Genomic DNA, 15,922 nt, shown 5'->3' with positions numbered 1-15,922 from the left:
TCAGCTCCCGGTGGCGCCGGGCGGCGGCTCGGCCGGGCGCGGCTGCCCGTCGCTGCCGGGGACGCTGGGGTGCGCGGTCCCCATGGTGCCGCCCTGCGCCGCGCGCGGTTCCTCCTGCTCCGACGGCGGGCCGACGAGGTCGTGCTCCTCGCGCTCGCCGGGGTTGCCGCCGGTGGCCTCGTTCGCGCCCCCGTAGGGGCGGCCGGTCATGTTGCCCTCGGTCATCTCCGGACCTCCTGTGCTGGGTCCGGGCTGGGTACCCGGTGCGGGTGGCGCTCACGCGGGCGCGAGCACGCGGACCGGGGCGCCGGCGGTGCGCAGCGCCGGTCAGGGCAGGCGGCAGCGGCCCCGGCCCGGGCGTCCGGGTGGGGCCGCTGCCGAGCGGGAGGTCAGTGGACGGGGCCCCGGCCGTAGCCCTTGCCGCCGCCGCGCTTCTTGTTCTGCTCGCCCATCTTGGCGATGAACTCCTTGATCTTGGCCTGGTTCTGCGGCTTGCGGGCCTCCTGGATGACCTTCGCCGCGAGCCCCGACGCCACGAGCTTCCGGATCATGCCGGCCATGTGGTTCCTCCTCGGTTCGGTTGCACCAGATCGTGCCCGCCCAACGGCCCGGCCAACCACCGAGGTTCCCGTGGCGCTGTGCTCGGAGTCCACCACGGTGAGTCAGGAAACCCCGCGCGTGAGCAATCTGTCCGTCACCGCGCTGACCTGCACGGTCGTCCGGCGCAAGGGACCTTGGTCCCCGGTGTCCGTCGTGGTCGCGACGGCGTGTCGCCCGTGTGGCGGACTGTCCGCTGCACGGACGGCGGACCGTCGAGTCCGCACCTAGCGTCCTCCGCGGTCCTGACGGGCCCCTCGTCGCCGAACCCGTGGTGACACCCGTCGGACCCCGCCGAACCGGTGCGCGGCTCCAGCCGCGGCCGGACCGGGGACCCACCGCAGCACTGGGGTGAAGCACGGCCTGGGCCGTGCCGGGCGACCTCCCGTCCGAACCCGACAGCTAACCCGGTAGGCGGACGGATGGAACAGGAGAACCGTCGTCGATGACGACTGCCCGCACGTCCTCAGCCCGTCGCACCATCCGTGGGATCGCGGTCGCCGCGATCGCCGGTGCCGGGATCGCCCTCACGCCCGCGACGGCCTCGGCCGCGCCCGACGTCGTCGCCGCGCCCGCGGCGGCTGCCAGCCCGGCGGCGCAGACCGCCGTCAACACCGCGCTCGCCCAGGTGGGCGACCCCTACCGGTACGGCGCCACCGGCCCCAACGCCTTCGACTGCTCGGGGCTGACGACGTTCGCCTACCGCGCCGCCGGCATCGAGATCCCGCGCACGTCGCGGGCGCAGGCCGGTGCCGGCGTGCCGGTCTCCCGGGACGCCCTGCAGCCCGGTGACCTGGTGTTCTTCTACAGCCCCGTCTCCCACGTCGGGATGTACATCGGCAACGGGCAGATGGTGCACGCCTCCACCGCCGGCCAGCCGGTGAAGGTCGTGAACCTGGACCACATGCCCAGTTACAACACCGCCCGCCGCATCGCCTGACCCTCGGCTGCCGGTGTCCTGCCTAGTGGCGGCAGGGCACCGGCGGCTGGTCGGCCGGCTGCAGCGAGAAGACCGAGCCGGCGTCGCGCGGCCAGGAGCGCAGGAACAGCAGCCCGAGCCGGGTGTGCAGGAACGCCTCGGCCCCCGCCTCGCGGACCAGCGCCGCGAGGTGGCCGGTGTCGTGGTTGCGGTGCCGCCGCAGCTCGTCGTCGGCGGCCAGGGTGACGACGTCCCCGACGGCGCCCATGACGACGACCGGCTGCCAGTGGTCGTCGTCGGCCTGCGCCAGCTGGACGTGCGCCGGGTGCGGGGCGTGGCCGCGGGCCAGGCGGGCGCAGGGGGTGGAGGCCTCGACGCGGCTCGGGCCCGGGTGCGACTCGGGGTGGTCGGACACTGGCTCCCCCTGGTTCCGTGCGCCGCGCGAGCGGCGGACCGTCAGCGAACCACCCCGGTGCCCCGCTCGCCGGGCTGCCCAACACCCGGGACGGCGAAGTCGCCCGTGCGGGTGGGTGGCCGGCCGCGGCGGTGACGGACGGCGACGGTTCCCGCCGCGGCTACGGGACCCGCACGAAGTCGCGGCCGGTCCAGTGCCACCGCACGGTGATCGGGATCGACGGGCCGTCGGCGCGGTTGTCCTCCGGCGCGTAGGCGCGCATCCCGGCGACGACGTCGCCGTCCCGGACCGACAGCGCGGTCGGGTCGTAGAGCGGCGCGAGGACCGTCGTCTCCCGCAGCGTGCGCGGGCTGGGCAGCAGCCCGATCCGCTCCCCGTCGGCGGCGAGGACCTGGACCTCCTCGACGATCCCGTTGGAGGGCTGCGGGGAGCACTGCAGCAGCACGACCGTGTCCGGCTCGCCGTCCCCGTCGACGTCCCCGCCGGCGGTCGCCTGCAGCCAGACGTCGTAGTACTCGTAGTAGGGGCTGCGGCTGGCGTCGGCGGGCACGCGCGCGGTGCCGCCGTCGAGGTCCGCCGCGAAGCCACCCGGGACGATCCCGTCGCAGGTGACGCGGTACGTGGCGTCGTGCCAGTCGCGCACCGGTTCCGGGGAGGGCCCCGCTGCGGCGCCGCTGCCGCCGGCGGCGGCGCAGCCGGCCAGCAGGCACGCCGCCAGGCCGGTCGGGACCCCCGGCCGCCCCGGCGCGGTCCACGGCATCGGCGATCACCTCGGCTGCGGAGGGCGGGGAGCTCCCTCCGGGAACCGAGGGTCCCACGATGCGGCCGTCACCGGTGGCTCTCTGCGAGCGGTCCCCCGGCGGGGATCCGGGGCAGGCTGTGACCCGTGGACGTCCCGCGCTGGCCCCGTCCCACGGGCACGGGCCCGGTCGTGGCGCTCGGCAAGCTGGTGGCCGACCAGGTGCTGGAGCTGTCCGCACCGCTGGTGGCCGGCGGGCAGCAGCGGGTGGTGCGGACGACGTCCGCGGGCGGCGCCCCGGCCAACGTGACGGCGGGCCTGGCGCGGCTGGGCGTGCCGGCGCGGCTGGCCGGCTGGGCCGGTGCCGACCCCGTGGCCGACCCGCTGCTCGCGGAGCTGACCGCGCGCGGGGTCGGGACGGCGGTGGTGCGCCGCGGCCGGACGCCGCTGACGACGGTGCTGGTCCACCCGGACGGCGAGCGCACGCTGCTCGCCGACCGCGGCGAGGGCGGGCTGGAGCCGGCCGACGTCCGCCGGGAGTGGGTGGCCGGCGCGGCCGTCGTCCACCTGGACGGCTACGACCTGCTGCGCTTCCCCGACGCGCTGCGGACGGCGGCGTCCCTGGCGCACGGGGCCGGGGTGCCGGTCAGCGTCGACGTGGCCGCGGCGACCCGGATCGCCGGCCACGGTGTGCAGGCGTACGTCGAGCTGCTGGCGGGGCTGGCGCCCGACGTCCTGTTCGCCGACGCCGGCGAGGCGTCGGTGCTGGGGCTGGACGGCGGCCTCCCCGCCTGGGCACCGGACCTGGTGCTGGTGCACGCCGGGGCCGGGCCGACGCGGGTGCTGACCCGTGCCGGGGCGGTGGAGGTGCCGGTCGAGCCGCTGCCGTCGGTGCGGGACACGACCGGCTGCGGGGACGCCCTCGCCGCCGGCGTGCTGGCCGGCTGGCGCGCCGGGGCGCCGGTCCTGGACGCCGTCCGCGGCGGGCACGCCGCGGCCGCGGTGGTCGCCGGCGTGGTCGGCGCCCAGCCGCCGTCGTGACCTCCGCCGCCGGTCAGACGGCGAGCAGGCGGTGCACGAACTGGATGGCGATCGAGCCCTCGCCGACGGCGGAGGCCACGCGCTTGACCGATCCGTGCCGGACGTCGCCGGCGGCGAGGACCCCGGGCACGCAGGTCTCCAGCGGCAGCGGCCGGCGTCCCAGGGCCCGGACGGCGGCGTCGCTCAGGTCGGGCCCGGTGAGGACGAAGCCGGCGTCGTCGCGGTCGACGGTCTCCGGCAGCCACTCGGTGTGCGGGCGGGCGCCGATCATGAGGAAGAGGGCGTAGGCGGGCACCGTCTCCCGCTCGCCGGTGGTGCGGTCGCGCAGCACCAGGTGCTCCAGCCGGCCGTCACCACCCCCGTCGACGACCTCGGTGCCGGTGCGCACCTCGATGTTCGGCGTCTCCTCGACCTGGCGGACCAGGTAGTGCGACATCCCGGCGGCGAGGCTCGCGGCCCGCACCACGAGCGTGACCCGTTCGGCGTAGTGGGCGAGGTGGAGCGCGGCCTGCCCGGCGGAGTTCGCGCCGCCGACGATGTAGACCTCCTCCCCCGCGACCAGCGGCGCCTCGGACGCGGCGGCGCCGTAGTGGACGCCGGCGCCGCGCAGCTGCTCCAGCGACTCGACGCCGAGGCGGCGGTAGCTCGCCCCCGTGGCCAGGACGACCGCGCGGGCGACCACGACCCCGCCGGTGTTGAGGGTCAGGACGACGCCGTCGTCCTCGCGGGCCAGGTGCGTGACGTGCTGCATGAAGGCGAACCGGGCGCCGAAGACCCAGGCCTGCTGGTAGGCGCGGCGGGCGAGGTCCGCACCGCTGAGGCCACGCGGGAAGCCGAGGTAGTTGCGGATCGAGGAGCTCGCCGTGGCCTGCCCGCCGATGCTCCCCGAGTCGATGACGACGGTGCGCAACCCCTCGGAGGCGCCGTACACGCCCGCGGACAGGCCGGCCGGCCCGCAGCCGACGATCACGAGGTCGTAGCGGTCACCGGACGGGTCGATCGTCGTCCCGGCGGACCGGGCGATGTCCATGTCGGTGGGGTCCTCCATGACCCGGCCGTCGGGCATGCGCAGCAGCGGGAGCCGCTTGTCCAGCCCGGCGTCGGCGAGGATGGCGCGACCCTCCTCGGAGCCGGCCAGGCAGAACCGGTGCGGCATCGCGCACCGGCCGAGCGTCTCGCGCAGCTCGTACGCCCGGCCGGACCACGTCTCGCCGACGACGTCGATCGTGTGCGGCGCGCGCCGGCGCGCCTCGGCCCAGGCGAGCAGGAAGCTCGACACCGCCTGGTGGAACTGCTCGTCCGGCGGCGGCGCCGGGCGCATCACCCACTGGTCGATGCGGCCGCGCGCGATGGCCTCGAAGACGGCGTCGCCGGTGTCCGGGTCACCGACGTGGGCCCACGGGAGGAGCAGCGCGCGCTGGGCGTGCGGGAACAGGCTGGGCACGCCCGCCAGGAGGTCGGTGCCGGGTGCGCCGTCCAGCTCCTCGCCGGCGAGGACCAGGGCGACCTCCTCGCCGGCCGCGGCGAGCTCGCCGAGCGTGCGGCGCGCCTCGTCCGGCGCGCGCAGGCAGCAGACGCGGTAGTCCGACGAGTACCGGTTGCGCAGCTCCCGCTCGACGTCGGCCAGCAGGCCGGGGTCGTCGTCGACCGCGACCAGCAGGGGCGCGTTCGTGCCCGCCATGGCCCGGAACCGTAGGAACGGGCACGGCACGGGACCAGGTTCGAAGGTCATCAGCCGAGCACGGCCCTCGGGAGCACCCGCCACCGGCTAAGTTCGGCGCGCCATGGATGCTGCGCTGCCCGAGGTCCCGCCGATCGCGGTGTCCGTGCTCGGTCCGATCGGGGCCACGGTCGCCGGGCGCCCCGCGGTCCTGGGCGGGCCACGGCAGCGATCGGTCCTCGCCCGGCTGGTGCTCGCCGGCGGGCACGTGGTCTCCGCCGACCGGCTGGTCGAGGACCTGTGGGACGGCGAGCCGCCCCCCAAGGCGCTGGCCTCCCTGCAGGTCCACGTCTCCCGGCTGCGTCGCGCCCTGGACCCGGCCGACGGACGGCGGACCGGCGCCACGGTGCTCGTCAGCGCGGCCCCGGGCTACCGGCTCCGGCTGCCCCGCGAGGCCGTGGACGCCTGGGAGTTCGAGGACCTGGTGGCCCGGGCGCACGCCACCGACGACGTCCTCGTCCGACGGGACCTGCTCGAGCGCGCGCTGGCCTGCTGGTCGGGACCGGCCTACGCCGGGTCGGCGGACGCGGCGTGGGCCGCGCCGGAGGTCGCCCGGCTGGAGGAGCTGCGGCTGGTGGCCGTGGAGCTGCGCGCCGACGCCGACCTGGCCCTCGGGCGCGCCGCGGCCGTCGTCCCGGAGCTGGAGCGCCACCTGCACGACTCCCCCGCCCGGGAGGAGGCCGTGCGGCTGCTCGCCCTGGCGCTGTACCGCAGCGGCCGGCAGGGCGACGCGCTCACCGTGCTCCGCCGTGCCCGCGAGCACCTGGCCGAGGAGCTCGGGATCGACCCCGGCCGGGGGCTGCGCGAGCTGGAGGCCGCCGTGCTCGGGCAGGAGCCGGCGCTGGACCTGCCCGCGCAGCCCGTCGTGCTGCCGGCCCCCGCACCCGCTCCCGCGGCGCCGGTGCCGGCCCGGGCCGCCGAGCTGCGGCTGCTGCTCGACCTGGCCGCGCAGGGCGCGCGGGTGGTGTGGATCGCCGGCGAGGCCGGCGCGGGCAAGACCACGCTGGTGGAGGCCGCCGCGGCGCGGCTGCGCGAGGGCGGCTGGCGGGTGGCCGAGGGGCGCTGCCCCGAGGTGGACGGCGCTCCCCCGGCCTGGCCGTGGACGGAGATCACCCGGGCGCTGGGTGCCGCCCCGCTGGAGGAGGGCACCGCGTTCTGGCTGGCCCGCGCCGTGGCCGACCGTCTGCGGGCCGCCGTCCGGGAGCAGCCGCTGGTGGTCGTGCTCGACGACGTGCACCGCGCCGACGAGCTGACCCTGCAGCTGCTGCGCCAGGTCGTCGACTCCCTCGCCGGCGAGCCGCTGCTGGTGCTGGCGACCTACCGGGACGCCGAGGCCGGGGAGGCGCTGGCGGCCACCCGCGCGGCGCTGGCCTCGGCCGGGGCGCGGCACCTGGAGCTGCGCGGGTTGGACGACGAGGGCGTCGCCGTCCTGGCCCGGCAGTCCGGGCTGGAGGACGCCGGACCCGCGGAGCTCGCGCTGCTGCGCGAGCGCACCGACGGCAACCCGCTCTACGTCCGCGAGCTGGCCCGGTTGCTGGTCGCCGAGGGCCGGGGCGCGGCGCGGACCGGTGTGCCGGCCGGGCTGCGCGACGTGCTGCGCCGCCGGGTCGAGCGGCTGCCCGGCCCGGCGGTGACCGCGCTGCGCCAGGCGGCGGTGCTGGGCCGGGAGGCCGACGTCGACGTGCTGGCGGCCGTGGCCGGGCGGGACGTCGACGAGCTGCTCGACGCGCTGGAGACCGCGGTGCTGGCCGGGCTGCTCGACGAGCCGGCGCCCGGACGGGTCCGGTTCACCCACGCGCTGGTGCGCGACGTGCTCTACGAGGACACCCCGCTGCTGCGCCGCGGCCGGGTGCACGCCGCCGCGCTGGCCGTGCTCCGCGAGTCCGACGGGGTGGACGCCGCGACGCTGGCCCACCACGCGGTCGCCGCGGCGGGCCCGCGCACCGCAGCCGACGCCGTCCCGTACGTCGCCGCGGCGGCGCGGGAGGCCGGCCGGCTGGGGGCGGCGGCGGAGGAGGCGCGGCAGTGGGCGTCGGCGCTGCGACTGCTGGAGCTGGCCGGCCGGCGCGGGTCGGCCGAGGAGCTCGACGTGCTGCTGGCCGCGATCCCCGCGCACGCCCGCGCCGGGGACGTCGTGACCGCCCGCGCCCAGCAGCGGGACGCCGTCCGGACCGCCCGGCGGCTGGGCCGGCGCGACCTGCTGGTCGCCGCGCTGGCCGCGTGGGACGCGCCGCTGGTGTGGACCGTGCGCAACGACGGCGCGCAGGACCCCGAGCTGCTCGACCCGCTGCTGGAGCAGCTGGAGACCCCCGCAGGCGAGGACCTGCCCGGGGACGTGCGCTGCCGGCTGCTGGTCGCGCTGGTGCGCGAGGTGGAGGGCGTCGACGACGAGCGCACCGACGCCGCGAGCGCGGAGGCGTTGCGCCTGGCCCGCGCGGCGACCGGTCCGGACGCCGCCCGGCTGCTGTGCGCAGCGCTCAACGTGCGGGCGTACGCGGCACTGGGACCGCACCTGGCCGCCGTCCGGGAGCCGCTGGCCGAGGAGCTGCGCGCGGTGGCGACCGCGGCCGGGATGACCGACCACCAGGCGGTGGCGCACTGGCTGCTGTTCCTCGCCGCCGCGGCGCGGACCGACCTCGCGGCGGCCCGCCGGCACGTGGACACCGCGGTCGCGCTGGCCGACGCCGGCCAGCTGGGCCACGTGCTGGGCGCGCTGCACATCTTCTCCGGCGCGCTGCTCCTGCTGGCCGGCCGGTACGACGAGGGGCAGGCGCGCTACGAGCAGGTGGCCGCGCACCTGGTGGAGACCGGTGCGATGAACGGCGGGCTGATGGCGCTGGTCGGCCGGTTCGCGGCCGGCTTCGCCCGCGGCGACCTGACTCCCGTGGTGCCCGAGCTGGAGTGGCTGCACGCGGCGATGCCCGGGGCGCTCACCGACGCCGTCGTCCTCGGGCTGCTCGACGCCGGGCGGGTGGACGACGCCCGCGCGGCCTGGGCGGTGCGCCGGCCGATCGCCCGCGACTACTACTGGCTGGCCTCCACGACGCTGCGCGCGCACGCCGCCGCGCGGCTGGGTGACCTCGCGGTGGCGCGGCAGGTCCGCGACGAGCTGCTGCCGTGGGCCGGGCGGATCGCCGGGCTGGACTCCGGCACGCTCGTCGTCGGCCCGGTGGACGACGCGCTGGCCGCGGTCGCCGACGCCCTCGGGGACGCCGGCGCCGCGACCGCCGCCCGGCGCGGTGCCGAGCGGGTGCGGGCGGAGCTGGCCGCGCAGCTGGCCGCCGTCGGCGTCCGCTAGCTCCCGAACACGGCCCGCTCGCGGCGGCGGAACGGCGGGAGCAGCACCGCGAGGAGGAGCCGGAGCGCCAGGCCGCCGTCGGCCTCGATCGCGGCGCGCTCGGAGTCGGTGGCGACGGCGAGCACCCGCGGGGCCTCGAAGGAGAGCTTCGCCCGCTTGCGGATGCGGGCCTCGACCGCGGCCCAGTCGGCGACCGACAGGTACTTCTCGATCACCGGGAAGACCGAGGCCTCCTCGTCGCCGATGTGCTCGGTGAGGGTGTCGCGCAGCTCGGCGAGCTCGACGGCGAGCGCGGTGGCGGTGTCCTCGCCGGGGCGGGCCCGGAAGGCGTCGGCGGTGTCCCGCAGCCGGTGCAGGGCGGGGTCGAGCGCGGCATGGTCGTCGGAGAGCTCGGTGAGGTCGACGTGCGGGCCGGCGGAGGCGGCGATCACGGGCCAGAGCACCTCGTCCTCGACGCTGTGGTGGTGGTGCACCGAGTCGGCGAAGTCGCGGACGTAGCGGGCGACGGCGTCGGCGCGCCTGTCGTCCGGCGTCCCGGCGGCGAGCCGCTCGGCGAGGTCGGTGAGCCGGTGGGCGTCGCGCAGCATGGCGCGGTGCGCCAGCCGCATGCCCATGACGTCGGGCACGGGGTCGGTGTCGGTGCGGGGGTGGACGCGGATCGGTTCGGTGCTGGCCATCGCGGGTCTCCTCGGGTCGCTGGTGTGGCGTCGCCGGGGACGCTCGCGCGGTGCTCTTGCCGGCCGCTTGCAGCGCGGCTGCAAGCGCGCGGTCAGCGCGGCCGGCCACGGTCCTCACCGACCGGGTTCCCCGGACTCCGACTCACCGTGAGGACGCGACATGACCGCCACCGCCCTGCCCGCCGCCGTCTCCCCGACCGCCGCCGTCCCGGACCACCGCCCCGGTCTCCCGCTGCGCGGGCTGGCCGTCACCGCCGGGGGCGTGCTGTTCGCCGTCGGCAACGCCCTGCACCCGATGCAGCACGACGAGGCGGCCCACACCGCGGCGACGTGGGTGGCCGCGCACGTCGTCTTCAGCGCCGGCGCCCTGCTGATCGCGGCCGGGGCCGGCGCGCTGGCCGCCCGGCTGCGCCGCTCGCGGGTGGCCACGACCGGGCTGGCGGTGCTGTGGACCGGACTGGTGCTGATGCCGATCGGTGGCTACACGGAGGCCTACGTCGCCCCGGCGATGCACCACGGCTTCGCCGCGGTCGAGGAGGCGACCCTGTGGTTCTCCGCGCTCGCGGGGACGGCGACGCTGCTCGGCCCGCTGCTGATCGCCGTCGGGGCGCTCCGCAACCGGCTGCTGCCCGTGCCGGTGGCCGTGTCGCTGCTCGCGCTGCCGGTCGGCGGGGTGCTGGCCGGCGCCCTGCCGGTGGAGGGCTGGGGGATCATCCCGGGCACGGTCGTGTTCGGCCTGGGCATCGCCGCCGCCGGGTGGATGAGCCGCCGGCCGTGAGGTGCCCTTCCTGCGCCCCGGTCCCGCCGCTCGCGGGGCCGGGGCGCTGGCCGTCCGCCCGGGCTCGGCGTGTGCAGCATGCGGTCGGGTAGTCAGCCGGCGTGGACGCGCGGACGCTGGTGCTGGGTGACTGGACGCCGATCGTGCGGGACGGCATCGACGTCCTGCGGCTGGTGGTCCTGGGCGGAGCGGTCGGCTACGCGGTCGTCGGTGACTGGGGGTCGGCCGCGCTGCTGGCCTTCCTCGGGGGCATCACGCTCGTCGCGCGCCTGGTGAACCTGCCGCGGCTCTACGACCTGTCCCTGACCCTCGGCATGGCGCTGCAGGGCTTCGGCGAGACCCTCGGCCTGTACGACGAGTGGGTCCGGTTCGACGACCTGGTGCACTTCACCCTGCCGATGCTCACCGCGCCGGTCGTCTACATCGCCCTGGCCCGGGTGGAGGTCGTCCCGGACCCGCGCGACGAGACGCACCTGCAGCACTACATCGGGATCGGCGTGGTCACCGCGGCCCTGGGCATCGCCGTCGGGGCGCTGTGGGAGCTGTTCGAGTGGCGCTCGGACGCGTGGTTCGGGACGGCGCTGTCGGAGGACAACGACGACACCAACGGCGACCTGTTCCGCGACACCCTGGGCTCCCTGGTCGGCGCCGGCCTGTTGGTCGCCTGGGCGCGGTTCGGCTGGGGGTCGGTGCGGCGCATCCCCGGGGTGAACACCCACGAGGAGGTCAGCGCCTGACGGCGGCGGGGCGGTACGGACGACGCCGTCCGGGTCCAGCGCGCTCCCAGGGGACCGGTCGGTCCCGACGTCCCCCCGCCCGGCAACCCCTCGGGGCTCGTGTCACTTCCGCCAGAAGAGGTGGTGGGTCACGCCGCTCGGGCTGGGCACGACGTCGAGGTGGAAGCGGTCGAGCAGCTCGTCGGGTGACTTCCACAGCCGCACACCGGAGCCGAGCTCCACCGGTGCGACCGCCACGTGCAGGGTGTCGACGAGGTCGGCGTCGAGGAACTCCCGGATGGTGGTGGCCCCGCCGCCGAGCCGGACGTCCTTGCCCCGGGCCGCCTCCCGCGCCTGTGCGAGGGCCGTGGCCGGGTCGGCGTCGACGAAGTGGAACGTGGTGTCGGAGAGCGTGAACGACGGGCGCGGGTGGTGGGTCATGACGAACACCGGGGTGTGGAACGGCGGCTCGTCGCCCCACCAGCCCTGCCACTCCAGATCCTGCCACGGGCCGCGGTGGGGACTGAACTTGTTTCGGCCCATGATCTCGGCGCCGATGCCGTGGGTGAAGTCCCGCGTGAAGTAGTCGTCGAGACCGCGGCTCCCCCCGGGCGCGGTGCGGTTGGGCCAGCTCGCCGTGGCGACCGCCCAGGACATCAGCTGCATGGGATCGGCGTGTCCGAAGGGCCGCTCCAGGCTCTGGCCCTCCCCCGCACCGAACCCGTCACTGGAGACGGTGAAGTTCTGGACTCGCAGCAACTGCTCCACGTGGTTCCTCCTCGCGCGGTCGACAGGAGTCAGACCGTCGGGGCCCGGGCAACTCATCGCCACCCGGCTGCAGGCCGGACCGAGACGTCTGCAGCGTTCGATCGAGGAGCACCCATGACCACGAAGGACACCACCACCCCGCTCGTCGTCGACGTCGAGTGGTTGGCCGCGCACAAGGACGACCCGGGGGTCGTCGTCGTCGACACGACGACGTTCCTCACGCTGCCGGAGGGCGACGGCTACTACGACGTGGAATCCGGCCGCGAGGCGTACCGCAGGGGCCACATCCCCGGGGCCGTCTTCGCCGACCTCCTGCACGACCTCGCCGACGAGGACGCGCCGCACCAGTTCACCGCGCTGGACTCCGACACGTTCGCGCAGCGGATCGGCGCCCTCGGCATCGGCAACGGGGACCACGTGGTCGTCTACGACCAGGGCCAGCTCATGTGGGCCACCCGGCTGTGGTGGAACCTGCGGTTCGAGGGCTTCGACAGCATCTCGGTGCTCGAGGGCGGGTTCCCCGCCTGGCGGGACGCCGGCCTGCCGGTGGCCACCGGTGACGAGAGCCGGGAGCCGACGACGTTCACCGCCCGCCGCCGTCCGGAGCTCCGGGCGGACGTCGACCGGGTGCTCGCCGCCACGGAGGACGAGCGCAGCCTGCTGGTGTACGTGCTGGACCCGGAGTCCTTCCGCGGCGAGAAGGTCACCTACGCCCGGCCGGGGCACATCCCTGCGTCGACGAACGTCCCGGTGATGTCGCTGTACCGCGGTCCGGGGCAGGTGGCGACGACCGAGCAGGTCGAGCAGGCGTTCCACGGGACCGGCGCGCTCGACCGCGACAAGCAGGTCATCACCTACTGCGGCGGCGGGATCGCGGCGACCTACAGCGCCTTCAACCTGGCCCGCCTGGGCCGGGACGACGTCGCCGTCTACGACGGCTCGATGACCGAGTGGGCGGCGAACCCGGAGCTGCCGCTCGAGACGGGCGGATGACCGCCCGCTGACGGGCCGGGTCCTCCGCTGCGGGAGCCCGGCCCGTGCGTCCCGGGGATCCGACGGGCCTCCTCGTGCGGACCGTCACTCGGCGTGGACCACCGACCGGTGCTCGCCGCGCTCCTGCGCGTCGAGCCACGAGCCGCGGAAGGCCCGCTCCTGCTCGAGGAGGGTCTCGGTGCAGGAACTGCAGTAGCTCCCGACCGAACCGGTCGCCACGGCCTGGCGCTCCTCCACCAGCTCCCCGCAGCTCTCGCACAGGACGTGCGTGGGTGTTCCGGTGACCATCTGCTGCTCCTCCCACGGGCCACCGAGCGGTGGCATCGGGGTCTGCATCGGCACATCAGAGGGGTGACCAGAGGACGGACCCTCACTCCTCACCCTGATGAGCCTGGAGCCGTCGACGTGGTCAGCCGGTGGCGACCGCGCCGCCGCCGTTGGGCACCAGCTCGATCCACGTGCTCCCGGGCGCCAGCTCCACCGGGTCGCCGTCCGCCGCGGTCAGGGTCACCCGGTTCCCGGTCCCCGGCTTGGACCACGTGGCTTCGATGGTGTGCCCGCCGGAGGCGACGAGCGCCCGGCCGGTGCCGGTCAGGATGGTCTCCGGGACGGGGTTGCCGGCCGGGTCCCGGGCCTGGGTCGCGACGACGTCCACGCGCAGCACGACGACGTTGGCAGCACCGATCCGCCGGCCGTCTGCCTCGACCGCCGGAGCGCTCCCCTCGCTGCGCAGCCAGCGGCCGTCCGCCGCACTCCACGCCCACCGGGGATGGCTGACGCCGGACAGCGTGAGGTCCAGACTCGCCGCCGGCTGCCCCGCGGCGACGGCGGTGGGCGCGCCGTCCGCGGCGTGGTCGAACTGGGCCTCGGGGGCGGCGCGATGGTCGGCGTCGGCCTGGTCGACGAGGGTCTGCGGCGCCGCGTAGACGTTGTGCGGCGCCCTGCGGGTCGGCGTCCGGGAGAAGCCGTCGGCGCCGGTGTCCTGGCTGAGCACCTGCAGGCCCGCGCCCTGGGCCGCGGTGACGTAGGCCGGCACGCCCCCGGAGAACGCGAGCAGCCCGCCCAGCGGCGCGGCGATCGCGGGGTCCATCGGCCGGATCGAGCGCACCGGGCCGACCTCGGGCGGGAGGGTGGAGTGGTAGACGGCGACGAACCGGGTGATCCCGCCCTCGACCACCTGCTCCCACACCACGTCGGCAGCATCGAGCCCGGTCTGCGGGCGGGCGTCGACGGAGTTCTCGACCTTCACCGCGAGCGCCGGCCGGTCGGGCACCGCGTCGACCGGGACACCGGTCAGCGGCCAGGCGGGTGCGGACGACGACGGGAGCGCGGAGACGATCGAGTCGAGGAACGGCACCGCGGCCAGGTGTTGCCGGACGGCCGGCCAGGCGACGACGCCGACCGCCACCAGCACCACTACGAGGAGGGTCGCTCGGCGGCTCCGCCCGGACCTCGCCCGGCGGCGCGCCTTCGCCGACTGCCCCTTCGCCGGCGTGCGCTTGGCCGGCGTCCGTTTCGCCGGCGTCTGCCTCGGGGCGCGGGCGCCTCTCGTGGATCCGGAGCGCGGCCGGGCCGGGGTGGACCTGGGCACGTCGGGACTCCTGGGTCGGCGGGGTGGTGCCTCCTCTACATCGGCACGCTCGACCGGGCCCGGCACAATCTGACACTCGTTCTTCGGACGAGCCCTGTCGTCGGGAGGCCGACCCCGCGCGTCGATGCGCTGATCGCTCGCAGGAGGGTGCGCCGTGACCGCACACATGCACCGCTCCCACCGTGTCGCCGGGGCGCTGGTCGGCTCGGCCGTCGGCGACGCCCTCGGCGCCCCCTTCGAGTTCGGCCCGCCCGGCCAGTTCACCGCCCGCTTCCCCGTGCCGGCCCGCGGAGAGCACACCGAGATGTGCGGCGGTGGTGCGCTCGGGTGGGAGCCCGGCGAGTTCACCGACGACACCCAGATGGCGCTGCTCGTCGCGACGTCCCTCGTCGAGCGCGGCGGCCTGGACGAGGCCGACCTGTTCGACCGGTTCCGCACGTGGCTGGGCGGCGACCCGCCGGACGTCGGGAACCAGACGCGCGCCGTGCTGGGGTCGGGTCGGCCGTGGGACGTCGCCGCAGCCGAGCACTTCGCGCGGTCGGGGCACGCCGCCGGCAACGGTTCCCTGATGCGGACGACGCCGGCCGCCATCCGGTTCGCCCGCGAGGGCCGCGAGGCGACCATGGACGCCGCCCGCCGGATCTCGGCGCTGACCCACGGCGACCCCTCCGCCGGCGAGGGCTGCGCGCTCTTCCACGAACTGGTGCGGGTCGCGCTGGACGGCGACGACCCGTTGGCGTTCATCCCCTTCGCCCTGATGGCCGTGCCGGACGAGCACCGGGAGCGGTGGGCGACGGTGCTCGCGCCGGACTGGACTCCCGAGGACGCCACCGAGTCCAACGGCGCGGTGTGGCCGACGCTCGGCCAGGCGGTGTGGGCGCTGCGGCACGGCCGGGACTTCGCCGAGGTGCTGCGGCTGGTCATCGACCTGGGCAGGGACACCGACACGGTGGCCGCGGTCGCCGGCGGGCTGGCCGGTGCGGTGTTCGGCATGGGCGGGATCCCGGCGCGGTGGGCCTCGGTGGTGCACGGCCGGGTGCCCGGTCATGGCGAGAGGGTGTGGCGGCTGGCCGACCTGCAGCAGCTGGCGGCGGCGCTCGACGGCAAGGACGGCCGGCCGTACGACCCCGGCGTCATCCCGCGGATCGGTCCGCGCGAGGTCATCCCCGGCATCTGGGCCGGCAACCTGGACGGCGCCCGGTACAGCGAGGAGGACTTCGCGGTCATCTCGCTGTGCCGGCTGGGCGAGCCGTTCCCCCATCCGGTTCACCGGATGGCCTACATCGCGGACGACGACCACAACCACGACCTGGACGCCGTCCTCGCCGACGTCCTGGACGACATGAGGGCCCTCCACGACGAGGGTCATCGGCTGCTCGTGCACTGCCACGGCGGCGCCTCGCGGACGGGGCTGGTGCTGCGCGGCTGGCTGGTGCGCGAGGAGGGGATGTCCGTGGAAGAGGCGACCGCCTACGTCGCCGAGCGGTGGGAGTACCTCGGGCTGTGGAACGGCAGCTTCACCGAGGCACTCGAACGACTCGCGCGAGCCCGCTGAGGCCAGAGGTACCAACGGAACTCGCCAGTTCCGCCCTCGCGACCCTGACCAGCAGGCCGACTGGTCCGGCTAATCTCCCTCATCCGCACGGGTAATCGGACGACGACACAGGAAC

At 76.2% G+C, this 15,922-nt stretch carries 16 protein-coding genes and 1 riboswitch; of the genes, 7 read left to right on the top strand and 9 right to left on the bottom strand.

Features of this window, described 5'->3' with window-relative positions:
* Both ACI79E_RS15170 and ACI79E_RS15165 read right to left on the bottom strand, forming a co-directional pair.
* Positions 1-225 carry a hypothetical protein gene (locus ACI79E_RS15170; protein ID WP_456933393.1) on the bottom strand — a complete coding sequence of 75 codons (225 nt, stop codon included), beginning with the start codon at positions 223-225 and terminating at the stop codon, positions 1-3.
* 164 nt (positions 226-389) lie between these two features.
* Complete coding sequence (locus ACI79E_RS15165) at positions 390-560, bottom strand: hypothetical protein (protein WP_456933392.1); 171 nt, start codon at positions 558-560, stop codon at positions 390-392.
* A gap of 319 nt (positions 561-879) precedes the next feature.
* Positions 880-1,027: riboswitch (cyclic di-AMP (ydaO/yuaA leader) on the top strand.
* Positions 1,028-1,042: 15 nt separating this feature from the next.
* On the opposite strand from ACI79E_RS15165, the gene ACI79E_RS15160 reads away from it, so the two are divergent.
* Positions 1,043-1,537: a C40 family peptidase gene (locus ACI79E_RS15160; RefSeq protein ID WP_456933391.1), complete on the top strand. Its 495-nt coding sequence runs from the start codon at positions 1,043-1,045 to the stop codon at positions 1,535-1,537.
* 22 nt (positions 1,538-1,559) lie between these two features.
* Here ACI79E_RS15160 and ACI79E_RS15155 read toward each other — a convergent pair whose 3' ends face one another.
* Complete coding sequence (locus ACI79E_RS15155) at positions 1,560-1,931, bottom strand: hypothetical protein (protein ID WP_456933390.1); 372 nt, start codon at positions 1,929-1,931, stop codon at positions 1,560-1,562.
* Positions 1,932-2,091: 160 nt separating this feature from the next.
* Positions 2,092-2,691 carry a hypothetical protein gene (locus ACI79E_RS15150; protein WP_456933389.1) on the bottom strand — a complete coding sequence of 200 codons (600 nt, stop codon included), beginning with the start codon at positions 2,689-2,691 and terminating at the stop codon, positions 2,092-2,094.
* 126 nt (positions 2,692-2,817) lie between these two features.
* On the opposite strand from ACI79E_RS15150, the gene ACI79E_RS15145 reads away from it, so the two are divergent.
* Positions 2,818-3,711 (top strand): carbohydrate kinase family protein, encoded by an 894-nt coding sequence (locus tag ACI79E_RS15145; protein WP_456933388.1) that lies wholly within the window; start codon positions 2,818-2,820, stop codon positions 3,709-3,711.
* Between the two features lie 13 nt (positions 3,712-3,724).
* Here the strand turns inward: ACI79E_RS15145 and ACI79E_RS15140 are convergent, their stop codons facing one another.
* Complete coding sequence (locus tag ACI79E_RS15140; RefSeq protein ID WP_456933387.1) at positions 3,725-5,392, bottom strand: FAD-dependent oxidoreductase; 1,668 nt, start codon at positions 5,390-5,392, stop codon at positions 3,725-3,727.
* A gap of 103 nt (positions 5,393-5,495) precedes the next feature.
* Between ACI79E_RS15140 and ACI79E_RS15135 the strand changes: the two genes are divergently transcribed.
* Entirely contained in the window at positions 5,496-8,729 is a 3,234-nt protein-coding gene (locus ACI79E_RS15135) for a BTAD domain-containing putative transcriptional regulator (RefSeq protein WP_456933386.1), read from the top strand.
* Here ACI79E_RS15135 and ACI79E_RS15130 read toward each other — a convergent pair.
* A complete protein-coding gene (locus tag ACI79E_RS15130; RefSeq protein WP_456933385.1) occupies positions 8,726-9,406 on the bottom strand; it encodes a hemerythrin domain-containing protein in 681 nt (226 codons plus the stop codon). The two genes, ACI79E_RS15135 and ACI79E_RS15130, sit on opposite strands and share 4 nt — an antisense overlap.
* Positions 9,407-9,566: 160 nt before the next feature.
* Between ACI79E_RS15130 and ACI79E_RS15125 the strand changes: the two genes are divergently transcribed.
* Positions 9,567-10,184 (top strand): hypothetical protein, encoded by a 618-nt coding sequence (locus tag ACI79E_RS15125; RefSeq protein WP_456933384.1) that lies wholly within the window; start codon positions 9,567-9,569, stop codon positions 10,182-10,184.
* A gap of 101 nt (positions 10,185-10,285) precedes the next feature.
* The gene (locus tag ACI79E_RS15120) at positions 10,286-10,921 is read left to right on the top strand and encodes a hypothetical protein (protein WP_456933383.1); all 636 of its coding nucleotides are present in this window, start codon (positions 10,286-10,288) and stop codon (positions 10,919-10,921) included.
* Positions 10,922-11,023: 102 nt separating this feature from the next.
* Here ACI79E_RS15120 and ACI79E_RS15115 read toward each other — a convergent pair whose 3' ends face one another.
* On the bottom strand, positions 11,024-11,668 hold the full coding sequence (locus ACI79E_RS15115) for a dihydrofolate reductase family protein (protein ID WP_456933382.1): 645 nt from the start codon (positions 11,666-11,668) through the stop codon (positions 11,024-11,026).
* A 114-nt stretch (positions 11,669-11,782) separates the two neighbouring features.
* Here ACI79E_RS15115 and ACI79E_RS15110 point away from each other — a divergent pair, with 114 nt between their 5' ends.
* Entirely contained in the window at positions 11,783-12,661 is an 879-nt protein-coding gene (locus ACI79E_RS15110; protein WP_456933381.1) for a sulfurtransferase, read from the top strand.
* 84 nt (positions 12,662-12,745) lie between these two features.
* Here the strand turns inward: ACI79E_RS15110 and ACI79E_RS15105 are convergent, their stop codons facing one another.
* Together ACI79E_RS15105 and ACI79E_RS15100 are read right to left on the bottom strand one after the other, a co-directional pair.
* Positions 12,746-12,997: a hypothetical protein gene (locus ACI79E_RS15105; RefSeq protein ID WP_456933380.1), complete on the bottom strand. Its 252-nt coding sequence runs from the start codon at positions 12,995-12,997 to the stop codon at positions 12,746-12,748.
* Between the two features lie 73 nt (positions 12,998-13,070).
* Positions 13,071-14,078 carry a DUF3048 domain-containing protein gene (locus ACI79E_RS15100; RefSeq protein WP_456933379.1) on the bottom strand — a complete coding sequence of 336 codons (1,008 nt, stop codon included), beginning with the start codon at positions 14,076-14,078 and terminating at the stop codon, positions 13,071-13,073.
* Between the two features lie 328 nt (positions 14,079-14,406).
* Between ACI79E_RS15100 and ACI79E_RS15095 the strand changes: the two genes are divergently transcribed.
* Positions 14,407-15,807 (top strand): ADP-ribosylglycohydrolase family protein, encoded by a 1,401-nt coding sequence (locus ACI79E_RS15095; protein ID WP_456933378.1) that lies wholly within the window; start codon positions 14,407-14,409, stop codon positions 15,805-15,807.
* The last annotated feature ends 115 nt before the right edge of the window (positions 15,808-15,922 follow it).

It is taken from the genome of Geodermatophilus sp. SYSU D00079, assembly GCF_054050635.1.
This window is presented reverse-complemented; position numbering and strand designations above follow the sequence as displayed.